This is a genomic window from Nitrospirillum iridis (assembly GCF_014205765.1).
In the GTDB taxonomy this organism is placed as follows: domain Bacteria; phylum Pseudomonadota; class Alphaproteobacteria; order Azospirillales; family Azospirillaceae; genus Nitrospirillum; species Nitrospirillum iridis.
This window is the reverse complement of record NZ_JACIIZ010000004.1, coordinates 341,111-356,455: the sequence shown is the minus strand read 5'-3', so window position 1 is coordinate 356,455 and position 15,345 is coordinate 341,111. Positions and strand designations below refer to the sequence as shown.

Annotated in this window: 15 protein-coding genes; 11 read left to right on the top strand and 4 right to left on the bottom strand. The window is 68.5% G+C overall.

Going from position 1 to position 15,345, the window contains the following annotated elements:
- Position 1 precedes the first annotated feature (1 nt).
- The 5 genes from lptG (at position 2) to FHS74_RS09045 (ending at position 4,928) form a co-directional block, all read left to right on the top strand.
- Complete coding sequence (gene lptG, locus FHS74_RS09065; protein WP_184799620.1) at positions 2-1,108, top strand: LPS export ABC transporter permease LptG; 1,107 nt, start codon at positions 2-4, stop codon at positions 1,106-1,108.
- A gap of 98 nt (positions 1,109-1,206) precedes the next feature.
- Complete coding sequence (locus FHS74_RS09060) at positions 1,207-2,562, top strand: peptidylprolyl isomerase (protein ID WP_184799618.1); 1,356 nt, start codon at positions 1,207-1,209, stop codon at positions 2,560-2,562.
- 39 nt (positions 2,563-2,601) lie between these two features.
- Entirely contained in the window at positions 2,602-3,627 is a 1,026-nt protein-coding gene (pdxA, locus tag FHS74_RS09055) for a 4-hydroxythreonine-4-phosphate dehydrogenase PdxA (protein ID WP_184799616.1), read from the top strand.
- 25 nt (positions 3,628-3,652) lie between these two features.
- The gene (rsmA, locus tag FHS74_RS09050) at positions 3,653-4,501 is read left to right on the top strand and encodes a 16S rRNA (adenine(1518)-N(6)/adenine(1519)-N(6))-dimethyltransferase RsmA (RefSeq protein ID WP_184799614.1); all 849 of its coding nucleotides are present in this window, start codon (positions 3,653-3,655) and stop codon (positions 4,499-4,501) included.
- Positions 4,502-4,640: 139 nt separating this feature from the next.
- A complete protein-coding gene (locus FHS74_RS09045; RefSeq protein ID WP_184799612.1) occupies positions 4,641-4,928 on the top strand; it encodes a hypothetical protein in 288 nt (95 codons plus the stop codon).
- 40 nt (positions 4,929-4,968) lie between these two features.
- On the opposite strand, the gene FHS74_RS09040 is transcribed toward FHS74_RS09045, so the two are convergent.
- Together FHS74_RS09040 and FHS74_RS09035 are read right to left on the bottom strand one after the other, a co-directional pair.
- Positions 4,969-5,991: a GlxA family transcriptional regulator gene (locus FHS74_RS09040; protein WP_184799610.1), complete on the bottom strand. Its 1,023-nt coding sequence runs from the start codon at positions 5,989-5,991 to the stop codon at positions 4,969-4,971.
- Positions 5,992-6,001: 10 nt separating this feature from the next.
- A complete protein-coding gene (locus tag FHS74_RS09035; protein ID WP_184799608.1) occupies positions 6,002-6,550 on the bottom strand; it encodes an isochorismatase family protein in 549 nt (182 codons plus the stop codon).
- 221 nt (positions 6,551-6,771) lie between these two features.
- On the opposite strand from FHS74_RS09035, the gene FHS74_RS09030 reads away from it, so the two are divergent.
- Positions 6,772-7,920, top strand: coding sequence for a sterol desaturase family protein (locus tag FHS74_RS09030; protein ID WP_184799606.1), 1,149 nt, complete (start codon positions 6,772-6,774; stop codon positions 7,918-7,920).
- 48 nt (positions 7,921-7,968) lie between these two features.
- On the opposite strand, the gene xth is transcribed toward FHS74_RS09030, so the two are convergent.
- Together xth and erpA are read right to left on the bottom strand one after the other, a co-directional pair.
- Entirely contained in the window at positions 7,969-8,742 is a 774-nt protein-coding gene (gene xth, locus FHS74_RS09025) for an exodeoxyribonuclease III (RefSeq protein WP_184799604.1), read from the bottom strand.
- A 190-nt stretch (positions 8,743-8,932) separates the two neighbouring features.
- Positions 8,933-9,310 carry an iron-sulfur cluster insertion protein ErpA gene (gene erpA / locus FHS74_RS09020; protein WP_184799602.1) on the bottom strand — a complete coding sequence of 126 codons (378 nt, stop codon included), beginning with the start codon at positions 9,308-9,310 and terminating at the stop codon, positions 8,933-8,935.
- Between the two features lie 178 nt (positions 9,311-9,488).
- Between erpA and dgt the strand changes: the two genes are divergently transcribed.
- The 5 genes from dgt (at position 9,489) to nagZ (ending at position 15,341) form a co-directional block, all read left to right on the top strand.
- Positions 9,489-10,826 (top strand): dGTP triphosphohydrolase, encoded by a 1,338-nt coding sequence (gene dgt, locus FHS74_RS09015; RefSeq protein ID WP_246463011.1) that lies wholly within the window; start codon positions 9,489-9,491, stop codon positions 10,824-10,826.
- A gap of 90 nt (positions 10,827-10,916) precedes the next feature.
- Positions 10,917-11,459 carry a DUF805 domain-containing protein gene (locus FHS74_RS09010; protein WP_184799598.1) on the top strand — a complete coding sequence of 181 codons (543 nt, stop codon included), beginning with the start codon at positions 10,917-10,919 and terminating at the stop codon, positions 11,457-11,459.
- A 130-nt stretch (positions 11,460-11,589) separates the two neighbouring features.
- Positions 11,590-13,344 (top strand): arginine--tRNA ligase, encoded by a 1,755-nt coding sequence (gene argS / locus FHS74_RS09005; RefSeq protein ID WP_184799596.1) that lies wholly within the window; start codon positions 11,590-11,592, stop codon positions 13,342-13,344.
- A gap of 3 nt (positions 13,345-13,347) precedes the next feature.
- Positions 13,348-14,301, top strand: coding sequence for an SPOR domain-containing protein (locus FHS74_RS09000; protein ID WP_184799594.1), 954 nt, complete (start codon positions 13,348-13,350; stop codon positions 14,299-14,301).
- A gap of 11 nt (positions 14,302-14,312) precedes the next feature.
- On the top strand, positions 14,313-15,341 hold the full coding sequence (gene nagZ / locus FHS74_RS08995; RefSeq protein ID WP_184799592.1) for a beta-N-acetylhexosaminidase: 1,029 nt from the start codon (positions 14,313-14,315) through the stop codon (positions 15,339-15,341).
- The last annotated feature ends 4 nt before the right edge of the window (positions 15,342-15,345 follow it).

The window sequence follows — 15,345 nt, the reverse complement described above, 5'->3', positions numbered from 1 at the left end:
CATGCGTATCTCGCCCACGCTTTCCGTCTACATCACCCGCCAGTTCCTGTTCTGGTTCCTTGTCATCCTGGGCGGCATGCTGGCCCTGGTCCTGCTGCTGGACACGGTGGAGCTGTTGCGCCGGGCGGCGGCCAAGACCGACGCCACCTTCCAGATCGTGCTGGGGATGGCCATCCTGAAGCTGCCGGAGATCGGGCAGCAGATCTTCCCCTTCGGCGTCCTGGGGGGTGCCATGTACACCTTCGGCCGCATGACCCGCAGTCAGGAGTTGGTGGTGGTGCGCGCCGCCGGCATCTCCGTCTGGCAATTCATGACGCCGGTGCTGCTGACGGCGCTGTTGGCCGGGATCATCAACATCACGCTGCTGAGCCCCGTGTTCGCCACCATGCTGACGCGGTATGAGCAGTTGGAGGGCCGCTATCTGCGCGGCCAGCAAAGCTCGCTGGATGTGGCGCGCTCCGGCGTCTGGCTGCGCCAGGTGCAGGAGGGGGAGAACGGCAACTATCTGATCCATGCCGAACAGGTGGGGCCGGGCAAGCCGGTGAACCTGCGCACCGTCACCATCCTGCTGTTCAACGGCAGCGACCAGATTCCGGTGGGGCGCCTGGATTCCGATACGGCCGAGTTGCAAAAGGGCCAATGGGTCCTGCGTAACGCGTGGATGAACCGGCCAGGCCGTCCCACCCAGCATGTCGACGTGATCGCCCTGCCGACGGACCTGACGGAAGCGCGCATCCAGGAAAGCTTCGCCCAGCCCGACACCCTGTCCTTCTGGGAGTTGCCCAGCTTCATCCAGACGCTGGAACAGACAGGGCTGTCGTCGGTGCGCCACCGCATGTACTACGAGTCGATGTTGGCGGTGCCCGCCTTCTTCTGCGCCATGGTGTTCCTCGCCGGCACCTTCTCGCTGCGACACACCCGCCGCGGGGGCACCTTGCAGATGCTGGGCACCGGGCTGGTGACAGCGCTGGTGCTGTATGTCAGCCAGAACATCATCCTGGCGCTGGGGCGCAGCGGCGTGCTGCCGGTGTTCCTGGCCGCCTGGGCGCCGGCGGGCATCTGCCTGATGCTGGGGGCGGCGGCGCTGCTGCATCTGGAGGATGGCTGAGCGCCCGCCCGCCCTGGCCGCCCCCCCTGCGGGGCCCGTTTGCCTTCGCCCATCCTTGGCACTATAAGTTCCGTTCCTCGCTCTCTCGGTAAGGTCAGATGATCCAACTCTCCCGCCGTTCCGCCGCTGCCGCGTTCGTTTTTGGCTTGGCCCTGACCACTTGTCTGGCCACCCCGGCGCTGGCGCAGCTGGCCGGCCCCCGCGCGGCGGCGGCCCCCAGCGGCATGGCGCTGCCTGGCCCGCGCGCCGTCCCCACCATGGGGCAGCAGGAGGAGCGCATCGTCGCCGTGGTGAACGACGAGGCCATTTCCCAGACCGATCTGGCCGGACGCATGCGCCTGGCCATCATCAACACCGGCCTGCCGGACACGCCGGACGTGGCGCAGAAGCTGAAGCCCCAGGTTCTACGCCTGCTGATCGACGAGAAGCTGGAGCTTCAGGAAGCGAAAAAGAACAACCTGGTCGTGACGGACGAGGAGGTTGATCGCGAATTCGCCCGCCTGGCCAAGCAGAACAAGGCGGCCACACCGGACGACTTCGCCACCACGCTGGAACGTAGCGGCGTCCCCGTCTCCTCGCTGAAGGAGCAGATGCGCGCCAACATCGCCTGGAACAAGGTGGTGCAGCGCCGCATCCGCCCCACCATCCAGGTGAGCGATGAGGAAATTGACAGCCGCACCTCGCGCATCATCGCCAACGCCGGCAAGCCGGAATACCTGCTGACGGAAATCTTCATCTCCGTCGACAATCCCAAGCTGGACCAGGACGCGCACCAGCTGGCCGACAAGCTGGTGGGTGAAATCACCCATGGCGCCAACTTCGCCGCCGTCGCCCAGCAGTTCTCGCAAAGCGCCACCGCCGCCACCGGCGGCGACATGGGCTGGGTGCAGCAAGGGCAGCTGGAGCCGGCGCTGGACCGTGCGCTGCAGCGCCTGCCGACAGGCCAGGTCTCCGTTCCGCTGCGGGGCGCCGGGGGCTATTACATCTTCCTGGTCCGCGATGAGCGCCTGGTGACCGCCGGCGATCCCAACGACATCCAGGTGGCGGTGGGGCAGGTGGTGGTGCCGGTGCCGCCGGGCACCGATGTCCAGACCCTGGGCCAAACCGTGAAGAAGGTTGGCGACAACTCCCACAGCTGCGAGGCCCTGGCCGCCGCCGCCAAGGCCAATCTGCCCGGAGCCACCACCCGTGCCCAGGCCATGACCCGCCTGGGTGACATCCCCGGCGATGTCGCCAAGCTGATCGGCCGGCTGGGCGTGGGCCAAGCGACCGATCCGCTGGAAACCCAGGCCGGCCTGATGCTGCTGATGGTGTGCGACCGCAAGGTGCCGGAGGGCAGCGCCCCGCCGCGTGACCAGGTGGCCAACATCATCGGTGGCGAGCGCATGGACATGCTACAGCGGCGCAACCTGCGCGATCTGCGGCGGGCCGCCACCATCGACATCCGCAGCTGAAGGGCGGGGGGCGGTCACGCGCCCCCCGTATCCGCTCCCATGACAGCGCCAACCGCCTCGATCGTCCCGCCCCTGGCCCTGACCATGGGGGAGCCGGCCGGCGTCGGCGGTGAGATCGCGCTGATGGCTTGGCGCCTGCGGCGGGAACGCGGCTTGCCCGCGTTTTTCCTGATCGACGATCCGACCCGCCTGGCCGCCCTGGGCCCGGCCACCGGCCTCGACGTGCCGGTGCGGGAGATCGCGACGCCGGCGGAGGCGGCGGGCGTCTTCGGCGACGCCCTGCCGGTGCTGCGCCAGGATCTTCCCGCCGTCGTCGTGCCCGGCCGGCCGGATCCGGCCAATGGCGGCGCCGTGATCGCCAGCATCGACCGGGCGGTAAGCCTGGTCCGGCAGGGGCGGGCGGCGGCGATGGTCACCAACCCCATCCAGAAGAGCAGCCTCTACGCCGCCGGCTTTCGCCATCCGGGTCACACCGAATACTTGGCCCATCTGGCCGGGCTGACGGACGAGCCCATCATGCTGCTGGAAGGCGGTGGCCTGCGCGTGGCGCTGGCCACCATCCACGTGGCGCTGAAGGATGTGGCCGGCCTGCTGACCCAGGACGTGCTATTGCACACGGCGCGGGTGACGTATCAGGCCCTGCGCCGCGATTTCGGCATCGCCCGGCCGCGCCTGGCCGTGGCGGCGCTGAACCCCCATGCGGGCGAGGGCGGCGCCATGGGGCGGGAGGAGATCGAGATCATCGCCCCGGCCGTGGCCGCCTTGCAAGCGGAGGGGCTGGCCGTCACCGGTCCGCTGCCCGCCGACACCCTGTTCCACGCCGGCGCGCGGGCGACCTACGACGCGGTCATCTGCCAGTACCATGACCAGGGCCTGATCCCGCTGAAGACCCTGGATTTCGACACCGGCGTCAACATCACGCTGGGCCTGCCCTTCATCCGCACCTCCCCCGACCACGGCACGGCCCTGTCGTTGGCGGGTACGGGCAAGGCCAGCCCGTCCAGCCTGGTCGCGGCGCTGCTCTCCGCCGACCGGCTGGCCCGGCGGCGGGCGCTCGCGACCTGACATCCCTTTCATTCAAGAAGTCCCCATGACCAGCCTTGCCCATCTGCCGCCGCTGCGCGACGTCATCGCCCGTTTCGACCTGGGGGCCCGCAAGGCGCTGGGCCAGCACTTCCTGCTGGATTTGAACCTGACCGCGCGGGTGGCCGCCGCCGCCGGCGACCTGGCCGGCGTCACCGTCATCGAGGTGGGCCCCGGCCCCGGCGGCCTGACCCGCGCCCTGGTGGAAAGCGACGCCAAGGCGGTGATCGCCGTGGAGCGGGACAGCCGCTTCGTGGCGGCCCTGGCCGATGTGGTGGAAGCGGCGGCCGGTCGCCTGACCCTGGTGGAGGGCGACGCGCTGGAGGTCGATATGACGGCCATCGCCCCCAGCCCCCGCGCCATCGTCGCCAACCTGCCCTACAACGTGGGTACGCCCTTGCTGGTGGGCTGGCTGCGGCAGATCCAGGAATTCCGCAGCCTGACGCTGATGTTCCAGAAAGAAGTGGTGGACCGTATCGTCGCCACGCCGCGCACCAAGGATTACGGCCGTCTGGCGGTGATGAGCCAGTGGCTGGCCGTGCCTAAGCTGGTGTTCGACATTCCCCCCCAGGCCTTTTCCCCGCCACCCAAGGTCATGTCCTCGGTGGTCCACATCACCCCGCGCGTCCTGCCGCCCGACGCCCCGTCCTTCAAGGATATGGAGCGGGTGGTGGCGGCATGCTTCAACCAGCGGCGCAAGATGCTGCGCGCCGGCCTCAGGGGCCTGGTGCCCCAGCCGGAACCGCTGCTTGAGGCTGCCGGCATCGCCCCCACCGCGCGGGCGGAGGAGATTGAGGTGGCGGGCTTCGTCCGCCTGACGCACGCCTGGCGCACCCACCAGGACGCGCAGGGATAACAGGCCCGGCCCCGTCATGCAGGAGGCGGGGCCCCCCTATGCCCGTGTAATGACGCCTTTATGACGGTCGTCACTCCCGACCGCGTCGCCCTCCGCTACCTTCCGATACGGAACGACGCTGAAATTCGAGGATGACGCCATGGCCCGGAAAATCAATCATTGGGTGCGCAGACTGTTGCCCGGCCGCCTGTTGCCCACCCTGGGCGTGCTGTTGCCCATCGCCGCCTGCAGCGGCGCGCCGGACCATGACTATGTCCAGGTGGCCGATGAGAATCCCGCCTTTTCCAGCTGCGCGCAGTCCGCGTCCGACCTTTTCCCCGGGCTCGAACAGGGCGCCCAGCGCGCCGACCATCTGAACGCCTGCCTGGCCAGTCGCCAGGCCTACGCCGGTGAGCAATTGGCGGTGGCCCGTATCCACAGCTTCTGATCCCCGTCCATCGTCGTTCCCCTTATCGAGGGGCGGGCCTTTATTGGTGGTCGGGCATAGTCCCGTGGGCGCCACGGGCGGCCTTGGGGGACGTTGGATGATAGCTTCGCCAGACGCGCCGCATCTGGCGGGTTGAGGCGAAACCGGCACGCTCCGCCACGCTTTCCATGTCCAGCCGCGTGTGGCCCAGCAGTTGGGCCGCCAGCGCCACCCGCAGCCGATTGACATAGTCCGGCAGCGTCATCCCGGTATGATCGTTGAACAGGCGTGACAGGTGGCGGGGGCTGGCCCCGGCCACGTCCGCCAGGGTTTCCTGCGTCCAGGGCCGGGCGGGATCGGCGGCGATGGCGTCCTGAACCCGGTGCACCGCCGGGTGGACGTGGTTGCGCCCCTCCAACCAGGCGGACAGTTGCGGGTCACCGCCCGCCCGGCGCAGGTAGACCACCAGGGCGCGCGCCGCCGCCAGGGCCACGGCTGGCCCCACCAGCTCCGCCACCAGATGCAGCATCAGATCAATGCCGGCGGTAACGCCGGCGCTGGTCGCCACCAGGCCATCCTCGACATACAGCCGGTTTTCCAGCACCCGCGCCTGGGGCGCCAGGCTGGCCAGGGTGGCGCAATCGCTATAGTGGGTGGTGCAGGGCCGGCCATCCAGCAGGCCCGCCCGCCCGGCCAGCAGGGCGCCGGCGCAGATGCAGACCAGGCGGTGGCCCGGCCCCACCGCGCGACGCAGCCAGTCGACGATGGCCTGGTTGCCGGCGGCGACATCCGCGGCGTCTGGCGGATCGTCCCCCATCATCTCCTCCACCGACCCGACCACGAGGACCATGGCGTCGGCCGGCAGGGCGTCCGGCAAGGGTTCGATGCCCGTGACCTTGAGGCCGATGGAGGTGACCAACGATGCCGCCGGGCCGACGTAGCGGACGGCGAAGCGCAGGCCGTCCTGTTCCACGTTGGCCCGCCGCAGCACCTCCACCGGCCCCGCCACGTCCAGCAACAGGGTCTTGGGCGGCAGCACCACATAGACGGGCAGGGTGCGCGCGGGGCCGGTGGAAACGGTCATGCGGCGGCCCTCAGGCGTCGAAGGCCGTGGCGACCGTGGCGATGCGGGCGAAGCGTCCGTCCAGCACCAGTTCGGTGGCGGCCTTGATCTCGTCCACGCCCCAGGTCCGTCCCTTGGCGTCCGTCATGGGGAAGGTCAGCGTCGCCTCCGTCACGTAGGTGACGTCGAAACCCAGGTCGGAGGCGTGACGCGTCGTGGTCTCACAGCACTGTTCCGTCCGCACGCCGGAGATGACGACGCGGCGGATGCCCTGGCTGATCAGCCACACATCCAGCCCGCTGCCCACCAACGCACTGTGCCGCGCCTTGTGGAAGGTGGCGTCTGCGGTGATGTCCAGCCCGTCCAGGGTGCGGATGGTGCCGGACTCATGGCTGAACGGCGCCTCCCCATCCACATGGAAGACCTGGACCACCGGGATGCCCCGGACCTTGGCCGCGTTCACCAGATCCTGCTGGAGCGGGCGATAGGCGTCGTACTCGGCCTGGACCCAATAGGGCCGGTGGCGGAAGGATTCTTGCGCGTCGATGACGATGAGGGCGGTGTCGGATGTGGCGGCCATGGGCTGTCTCCTGCCATCTGGGGTGGGGGATGGCCTGGATGCTAGCCCGCAGCGTAGCATGGGATAATGGCCCTGGCGGACAAAGATGGGACAATTCACGCCATCATGTGCCCCACCGTGGCGCGTCCATGATACGCGGCGTTCACACCGTTTCGGTTGCATCCTTGCCGCGTTCTTGATTGAGTCGGGGGCTAGCTGATTCCATCGAGAAGGAGGCGGGCATGGCCCCGGAAAAGTCGCGGACCGTGGGCACGCTGTGGTCCAGGCTGGTCGCGGGCAGGGTCGCGGGCACCATCTCCCTTGCCATCGGCCTGCTCAGCATCGCCGCCGTTCTGTGCCTGCGCTATCCCGCCTGGCTGACGACGCCGGAGTTGCGGCCCCATTACAACATGGACTTGCTGCGCCTCACCTTGGCGCTGTCCATGGGCGTGGGCGTGTTCCTGGGGCTGGCCGATTGCGTGCGGAATCGTCGCCGGCGGGCGGGAATCATCGGTATCTGCGGCGTGCTGTTGGCCCTGTTCCTGGGCGGCCCCTATGTGCCGTATGAGGATTTCGATCAGGCCCGCACCTGGGTGGGGCTGGACTGGTTCGTCCTGGACCTGTTCTTCACCGGCAGCGCCTTCATCCTGCTGGAACGCCTGTTGCCCCGCGTCGCACCAGACCAGCCGGTGCTGCGCGAGGGCTGGCAACTGGATCTCAGTTACTTCACCGTCAATCATCTGTTGATTGGCGCCTTCCTGCTGATCTCCAACCACTTCGCGCACGATCTGTTCGGCTGGGCGGTGAACGGCTGGGTGCAGGCGCAGGTGACGGCCTTGCCGGCCGTGGTGCGCTTCCTGCTGGTGCTGCTGGCGGCCGACGCCGTGGAGTATGTCAGCCACCGCGCCTATCATGAGGTGCCGTGGCTGTGGCGCCTGCATGCCGTCCACCATTCGCCCCAGCACATGGACTGGCTCTCTGGCTCCCGCCTGCACGTGCTGGAGGTGCTGATCACCCGGTCGCTGATCCTGCTGCCCATCTTCCTGCTGGGCTTCCCGCAGGATACCGTATTCGCCTACCTGATCTTCGTGTCAATCCAGGCGGTGCTGATCCACTCCAACATCGCCATGGATCTGGGCTGGCTGCGCTACGTCATCGTGACGCCGCAGTTCCACCACTGGCATCACGCCTCCGATGCGGAGGCGCTGGACCGCAACTATTGCGCCCACACGCCCTTCTGGGATTTGGTGTTCCGCACCTATCATCAGCCCAAGGACCGTTGGCCAGAGAAATACGGCACGGTGAAGCCCATCCCTGGCGGCTTCTTCCGCCAGTTCCTCTACCCCTTCAGCGGCCCCGTGGAATTGCTGACAGGCAAGCGGGAGGGGTAGGGCCAATGGCGTGAGACACCAGTTCACGCCATTGCGGGGACAGAAATCTCAGTCCGCCAGTTCCAGCACCACCGGCGTGTGGTCGGACGCCTTTTCCTGGCCGCGCGGGCCCTTGTCGATGGAACAGCCCACCAGGCGGTCGGCGGCCTGGGGCGACAGCAGGAAATGGTCGATGCGCAGGCCCATGTCGCGGGGCCAGGCGCCGGCCTGATAGTCCCAGAAGCTGTAGGCGCGTTCGGCATTGGGGTGCACGGCGCGGAAGGCCTCGGTCAGGCCCAGATGGGTGATCTCACGGAACTTGGCGCGCGTCTCGGGCCGGAACAGGGCGTCGGTCATCCAGGCCTGCGGGTCGTAGACGTCGCGCGCCTCGGGAATGACGTTGTAGTCGCCGCCCAGGACGAAGGGGACCTCTTGCACCAGCAGGGTGGCGGCGTGGGCCTTCAGCCGGTCCATCCAGCGCAGCTTGTAGGGATATTTCTCCGTGCCCACCGGGTTGCCGTTGGGCAGGTACAGGCTGGCGATGCGCACGCCGCCCACCGTGGCCTCGACATAGCGGGCCTGTTCGTCCTCGGGCTCCCCCGGCAGGCGGGTGATGATGTCATGCGGCTGCTGGCGGGAGAGCAGGGCCACGCCGTTGTAGGCCTTCTGCCCGACCACGGCGCAGTGATAGCCCAGATCCTGGAAAGCCTGCAGGGGGAAGGCCGCCGTCTCGCACTTGATTTCCTGGAACAGCACGACGTCCGGCTTGGCGCTGTCCAGCCAGCCGGTCACGTTGGCCAGGCGGGCCTTGACCGAGTTCACGTTCCAGGTGGCGATGCGCATATCAGGGGCTCTCTAATGGGCAATTCCGGCGCACCATAGAGCGAAGCCCCGGTCAACGCGAGCAGGGTATCAGCCCGACGGCGCTTTAGGACGCGACCGCTTCCGCCGGACCTTTTCGGGGAGCGTCAGCGGACTGAAAAGGGAGGATAGCCAAGCGCCGGATGGCCGCGCCCGGCGTCTGAGGGAAAGCTTAAAGAGAAAAACTCTGCCCGCAGCCGCAGGAGGAGCTGGCGTTGGGGTTGTTGATCTTGAAGTAGGAACCGGCCAGTTCCTCGACGAAGTCGACCTCGGCGCCGGCCAGCAGGTCCAGCGAGGTGTCGTCCACCACCAGCTTGGCGCCCTCCCGCTCGAACACGTGGTCCTCGTCCGTGGTGGTGTCGTCAAAGCTGAAGCCGTATTGGAAACCGGAGCAGCCGCCACCCGACACGGTCAGGCGCATCATGAAGTGGGGGCCGCCCTCCATCTCCGCCAGCTTGCGCACACGCTTGGCGGCGCTGGCGCTCAGGCTCATGGCGCGGGCGGGGGGCGGGGCGAACGTCTCGGTCGGGGTGGTGTCGGTGACGGTCATCGACGGGTCTTTCCGGTTGTAGAATGTAGTACCCGCGCCCACGTCTCCGGTAAAAAGGCGGCTGGACAGGGACCACGTTCCTCTGTAACGCCCATAGTATGTAGGCGCTCCGACCCGATCCGTCAAAGGACCTGGAACCATTCGGTGCCCGCACGGGTCTGGCATGAGGTATGCGGCGATGATGAATTGGAACAGCCTGTTGTCGCGCAAGCGGTTGGCCAAGACCACGGCCGACCCCGAACTGCCGCATCGCAGCGCCTATGAGATCGACATCGACCGCATCACCTTCACCACCAGCTTCCGCCGCCTGGCGGACAAGCAACAGGTGCACGGCATCGGCGGATCGGACTATGTGCGGTCCCGCCTGACCCATTCCATGGAGGCGGCGCGGGTGGGCCGGTCGTTGGGCATGTGGGTGGGGCCGGCCATCCTGGGCAGCATCGCCTACCCCTTGAAGGCGACCCCCGCCGACATCGGCCATGTCGTGGCCGCCGCCTCGCTGGCCCATGACGTCGGCACACCGTGCTTCGCCCACACGGGCGAGGACATCATTTCCGACTGGTTCGCCGACAGCGCCACCGGCCGTCGCATCCGCGAGGGGCTGAGCGAGGTCCACCAGGCCGAACTGTGCAAATTCGAGGCGAACGCCCAGGGCTTCCGGGTGCTGACCCGGCTGCAGGGGTGGCGCGGGGTGGGGGGGTTGCAGCTGACCGCGGCGACCCTGGCGGCCGGCGCCAAGTATCCTTGGGGCGTGGAGATCCCGGGCGGACCGGTGAAGCGGCCGCACAAGCGCAAGTACGGCTTTTTCGAAAGCGAACAGGAGGTTTTCGCTGAGATCGCCGCCGAGGTGGGATTGGTTGAGACGGGCCCCGGCGCCTGGTGCCGCCACCCGTTGGCCTATCTGGTCGAGGCGGCCGATGACGCCTGCTACCATGTCGTGGACATCGAGGACGCGGCCAAGATGCGTATGCTGAGTTTCGAGCATGCCGAGGATCTGCTCCTGGCCTTCATCCGCGACGACAAGACCAAGGATTGGGAGGCGGATTACAAGACGCTGGAGGATGAGGACCGCAAGCTGATCTTCCTGCGGGCCCAGGCGATCGACCGGTTGGTGCGCGACGCCGCGGAAATCTTCCTGGACCGCTTGCCCAGCCTGATGGCCGGGGAGTTCTGCAAGCCGCTGCTGACCCTATCCGCCCGTGCCCCCGCCCTGCGCCAGATCGAACAGGTGAGCCACGAGCGCATCTATCGCGGTCAACAGCGGTGCGAGACCGACATCATCGCCGCCCGCACCATCACCACCCTATTGGACGCCTATGGCGAGGCCTTGCTGGGCCGGGAAAAGCTGGGCCCTGGCGCCAAGCTGCCCCGCCGCTGGGCCTCCCTGCTGGAAACCATGCCTGAGTCGCGGCTGCTGCCCTATGAGCGGGCGGGCTGGGCGCAGGGCTTGCTGGACTATGTCGCCGGCATGACCGACCGCTTCGCCATCCGCCAGGCGCAGCTGATCGCGGGGTAGTCCGCCAGCGGGGGGTGGTCTTGCTTCCTACGCCGCCATAGGGCGAAACTGGCGGAAATCGGATGCGTCCGGTTGTGCTTGGAGATGGGGATGCGGGGAAAGATTCTTGAATTCGATGAAGTGACTGGCAAGGGCTCGGTGGCCACCCCTGATGGTACGCGCGTCGATTTCGCCCAGGACCAGTGGCTGGGAGTGGCGCCGCCCGCAGTGGGAGCGGAGGTGGAGTTCGTTGAGGAGGGGCGCCTTATGCCTGTCCGGCGGCACCGTCGGCCCTTTACCTGGCCGTGGTTCCTGTTTTCCATCCAGGGCCGCGTCACGCGGCGCGAATATTGGCTGAAATACCAACTGCCCTGGATTGGCTCGTTCCTGGCCGTGGTGGTCATTGGATGGCTGACGGCGGATGGGTCCGGGCACAACGCCGTGGCCGGCGCGGCGCTGGCCTTCCTGCTCATCGCTTCCGCGTGGCCGGGATTCGCGGTCCAAGTCAAACGCATGCACGACCGCAATTTCAGCGCTTGGTACCTCCTGCTCGGCGGTGTCCCCTTTCTCGGAGAATACTGGGTAATGGCGCAGGTTGCATTCATGCCAAGCAAGCGTGGCGACAACCGCTTCGGTCCCGATCCGCTGGCCTGACGTCGGCCCGGCGGATCTGCCCTCCCAACTCCACCCGTGACCTGAACGGTTGGAACCTTGTATGGTGCCGCACCGCCGGTCACCATGGATCGGTGAACGTATCTCTTTTGGATTTGCCGGTCTGATCGCCATGAACGTCTACAAGGAATTCGAAGCCCTGGTCCGTCGCGCGCTGGAGGCTCTGGCGGCCGAAGGCGGCATCCCCGCCGGGCTGGACCTCTCCCGCGTGACGGTGGAACCGCCGCGTGAGGCGGCGCATGGCGACATCTCCACCAACGCCGCCATGGTGCTGGCCAAGCCCGCCGGCAAGCCGCCACGCGCCATCGCCGAGGCGCTGGCCCCCCACCTGCGGGCGTTGCCGGACGTGACCGAGGTCACCATCGCCGGTCCCGGCTTCGTCAATTTGCGGGTGGCGGCCAGCTACTGGCGCGCCCGCCTGGCGGATATCCTCACGGCGGGTGTGGGCTTTGGCGCCAGCACCGTCGGCAACGGCATCCACGTCAATGTGGAATACGTCTCCGCCAACCCCACCGGCCCGCTGCACGCCGCCCATGCCCGTGGCGCCATCGTCGGCGACGCCCTGGCCGCCCTGCTGGAAAAGGCTGGCTACAGCGTCACGCGGGAATATTACATCAACGACGCCGGCGCCCAGGTCGACGTGCTGGCCCGCTCCACCCATCTGCGCTACCGCGAGGCGCTGGGCGAGACGGACATCGAGATCCCGGCCGGCATGTACCCGGGCGAATATCTGAAGGACGTGGGCCAGGCCCTGGCCGACCGCGACAGCATCAAGTGGCGCGACGTGCCGGAAGAGGTGTGGCTGCCGGAGGTCCGCGCCTTCGCCATCGACGAGATGATGGCCGGCATCCGGCAAGACCTGACGGCCCTGAACGTCCATCATGACCTGTTCAGCTCCGAACGCGCGCTGGTGGAGAACGGTGCCGTCGACCGTGCCTTCAAGGCGCTGGAGGATGCCGGCCTGATCTATACCGGCGTGCTGGAGCCGCCCAAGGGCAAGAAGCCGGATGATTGGGAGCCACGGCCCCAGACCCTGTTCAAGGCCACGCAGTTCGGCGACGACGTCGACCGTCCGCTGAAGAAGTCCGATGGGTCGTGGACCTATTTCGCCAACGACATCGCCTATCACTACGACAAGTACCAGCGCGGCTGCCCGGTGCTGATCGACGTCTGGGGTGCCGACCATGGCGGCTACGTCAAGCGTATGACGGCGGCGACCAAGGCCATCTCCGACGGCAAGGCGGCGCTGGACGTGAAGCTGTGCCAGCTGGTGACCCTGCTGCAGAACGGCGAGCCGGTGAAGATGTCCAAGCGCGCCGGCACCTTCGTCACCCTGCGCGACGTCATGGACGCCGTGGGCCGCGACGTGGTGCGCTTCATCATGCTGACCCGGCGCAACGACCAGACGCTGGAGTTCGACTACGCCAAGGTGACGGAACAGTCCAAGGACAACCCCGTCTTCTACGTGCAGTACGCGCATGCCCGCTGCCGCTCCGTCCTGCGTCAGGCGGCCAGCCTGCACCCGGACTGGGACCTGTCGGCCCCGGCCCTGGCGGGCGTCTCCTTCGACGGCCTGGCCTCCACGGCGGAGGTCGACCTTGTCCGTCTGATGCTGAACTGGCCGCGCACGGTGGAATCGGCGGCGGACGCGCATGAGCCGCACCGCGTCGCCTACTACCTGCAGGAACTGGCCGCCGCCTTCCACGGCCTGTGGAACCAGGGCAAGGACGACACCACCTTGCGCTTCATCATCGAGGGCGACGAGGCACTGACCCGGGCCCGCCTGGCCCTGGTGACCGCCGTGTCGCTGGTCATCGCGTCCGGCCTCGCCATCATGGGCGTGGTTCCGGCCGAGGAGTTGCGCTGATCCATGAGTGACATGCACGACCATCACGGCGACCCCGACTACGACTACGATCCGGGATACGACTGGCAGGGGCGGCGCAAGCCCGCCCCCCGGCGGCGTGGCCTGTTGAGCCTGGGCGTCGTGGTGGCGGCCGTCGGTTCCTTCGGCGCGTTGATCTATTTCGTCTACACCCAGGGCCAGCGGGCGGGGACGGAGGCGGTGGCCCCTATCATCCATGCCGATCCCGGCCCGACCAAGGTGAAGCCGGAAACGCCGGGCGGGATGGAAGTGCCCAACCAGGACCGGCTGATCTACGACCGCCTGCGCGGCGAGAACAAGACGGAACCGGGGGTGGAGCGCCTGCTGCCGCCGCCGGAGGCGCCGATGGAGCGGCCCAAGGCCCCGCCGCCGCCCGTTGTCGCCGACCCGCCGTCGCCGCCGGCCCCAGCCGCCGCCCCGGCGCAGACGGCGCCCGCATCCGCTCCCACCGTCCAGCCGCCCACGGTGTTGCCGCCCACAGTGTTGCCGCCAGCACCGGCGGAGACGAGGCCCGTGGCGCCAGCGGCCCAGCCGGCCGCCAAGCCCGCCGTGCCGCCGGCCCCGTCGCCCCAGACGACGGCCGTGACAGCACCACCGACATCCTTGGTGCCGCCGGCGCCCAAGCCAGCCGACAAACCGGTCGAGAAGCCCGTTCCGCCGCCGCCGCCCGCCGCCGCGCCGGTCGCCGCTGGCGGCGGAACGGTGAAGCTGCAGTTCGCCTCCATCCCGTCGGAGGGCCAGGCCCAGACGGAGTTGCAGCGCATCCAGCGCAAGCATGCCGCCGTTCTGGGGGGGCTCAGCCTGCGGCTGGTGAAGGCCGACCTGGGCGCCAAGGGCATCTATTACCGGGTCCAGTCGGGGCCGGTTGACGAGGCCCAGGCGAAACGCATCTGCGAGGCGGTGAAGGCGGCTAAGGACGGCTGCATTCCCGTGCGCTGACGGTGACCATCATGCCCCTCTCCCCCGCACCAGCCGCGATCATCTTCGGCTGCACCGGCCCGGTCCTGACCGAGGCCGAACGCTCCTTGTTCGCGGCGACCAACCCGCTGGGCTTCATCCTGTTCCGCCGCAATTGCGAGACGCCGGAGCAGGTGGCGGCCCTGACCACCGCCCTGCGCGACAGTGTCGGCCGTCCCGACGCCCCCATCCTGATCGACCAGGAGGGGGGGCGGGTGGCCCGCCTGCGCCCGCCGCACTGGCCGTCCCTGCCGCCGGCCGGCCGGGTGGGGGCCATCGCCGACGCCGATCTGGCGCAGGAGGCAGCCTGGCTGCACGGCCGGCTGCTGGCCGCCACCCTGGCGCCGCTGGGCATCGATGTCGATTGCGCGCCCGTGGCCGACGTGCCCCAGGCGGGTGCCCACGACGTCATCGGCGACCGCGCCTTCGGCCATGATCCGGCCTGGGTGGCCCTGCTGGCCCAGGCCCAGGCCAACGGCCTGATGGCCGGGGGCGTGCTGCCGGTGGTGAAGCACCTGCCGGGCCACGGCCGGGCCCTGGCTGACAGCCACAAGGAATTGCCCCGGGTGACGGCGGACCTGGCGACGCTGGACGCCATCGACTTCGCGCCGTTCAAGGCCCTGGCCGACCTGCCGCTGGGCATGGTGGCCCATATCCTGTTCACCGCGGTGGATGCCGACCGCCCCTCCAGCATCTCGCCCACCGTGATCCGGGACATCGTGCGCGGCCGCATCGGCTTCGACGGCCTGCTGATCAGCGACGATCTGGCCATGGAGGCGCTGTCGGGCACGGTGGCGGAACGGGCCGTGGCCGTGCTGGCCGCCGGCTGCGACGTGGCCCTGCATTGCAATGGCACGGTGGCGGAAATGGCCGCCGTGGCGGCGCTGATGCCGCCGCTGACGCCTGAGGCGCAGGCCCGCTGGGCCCGCGCGCAAGGCCGCCGGGTTTCCGCCGCCGCCGATGCGCCCGCCGTCGCCGCCTGGCGCGCGCGCCTCACCGATCTCGCCGGACATTGGGACTGACCCC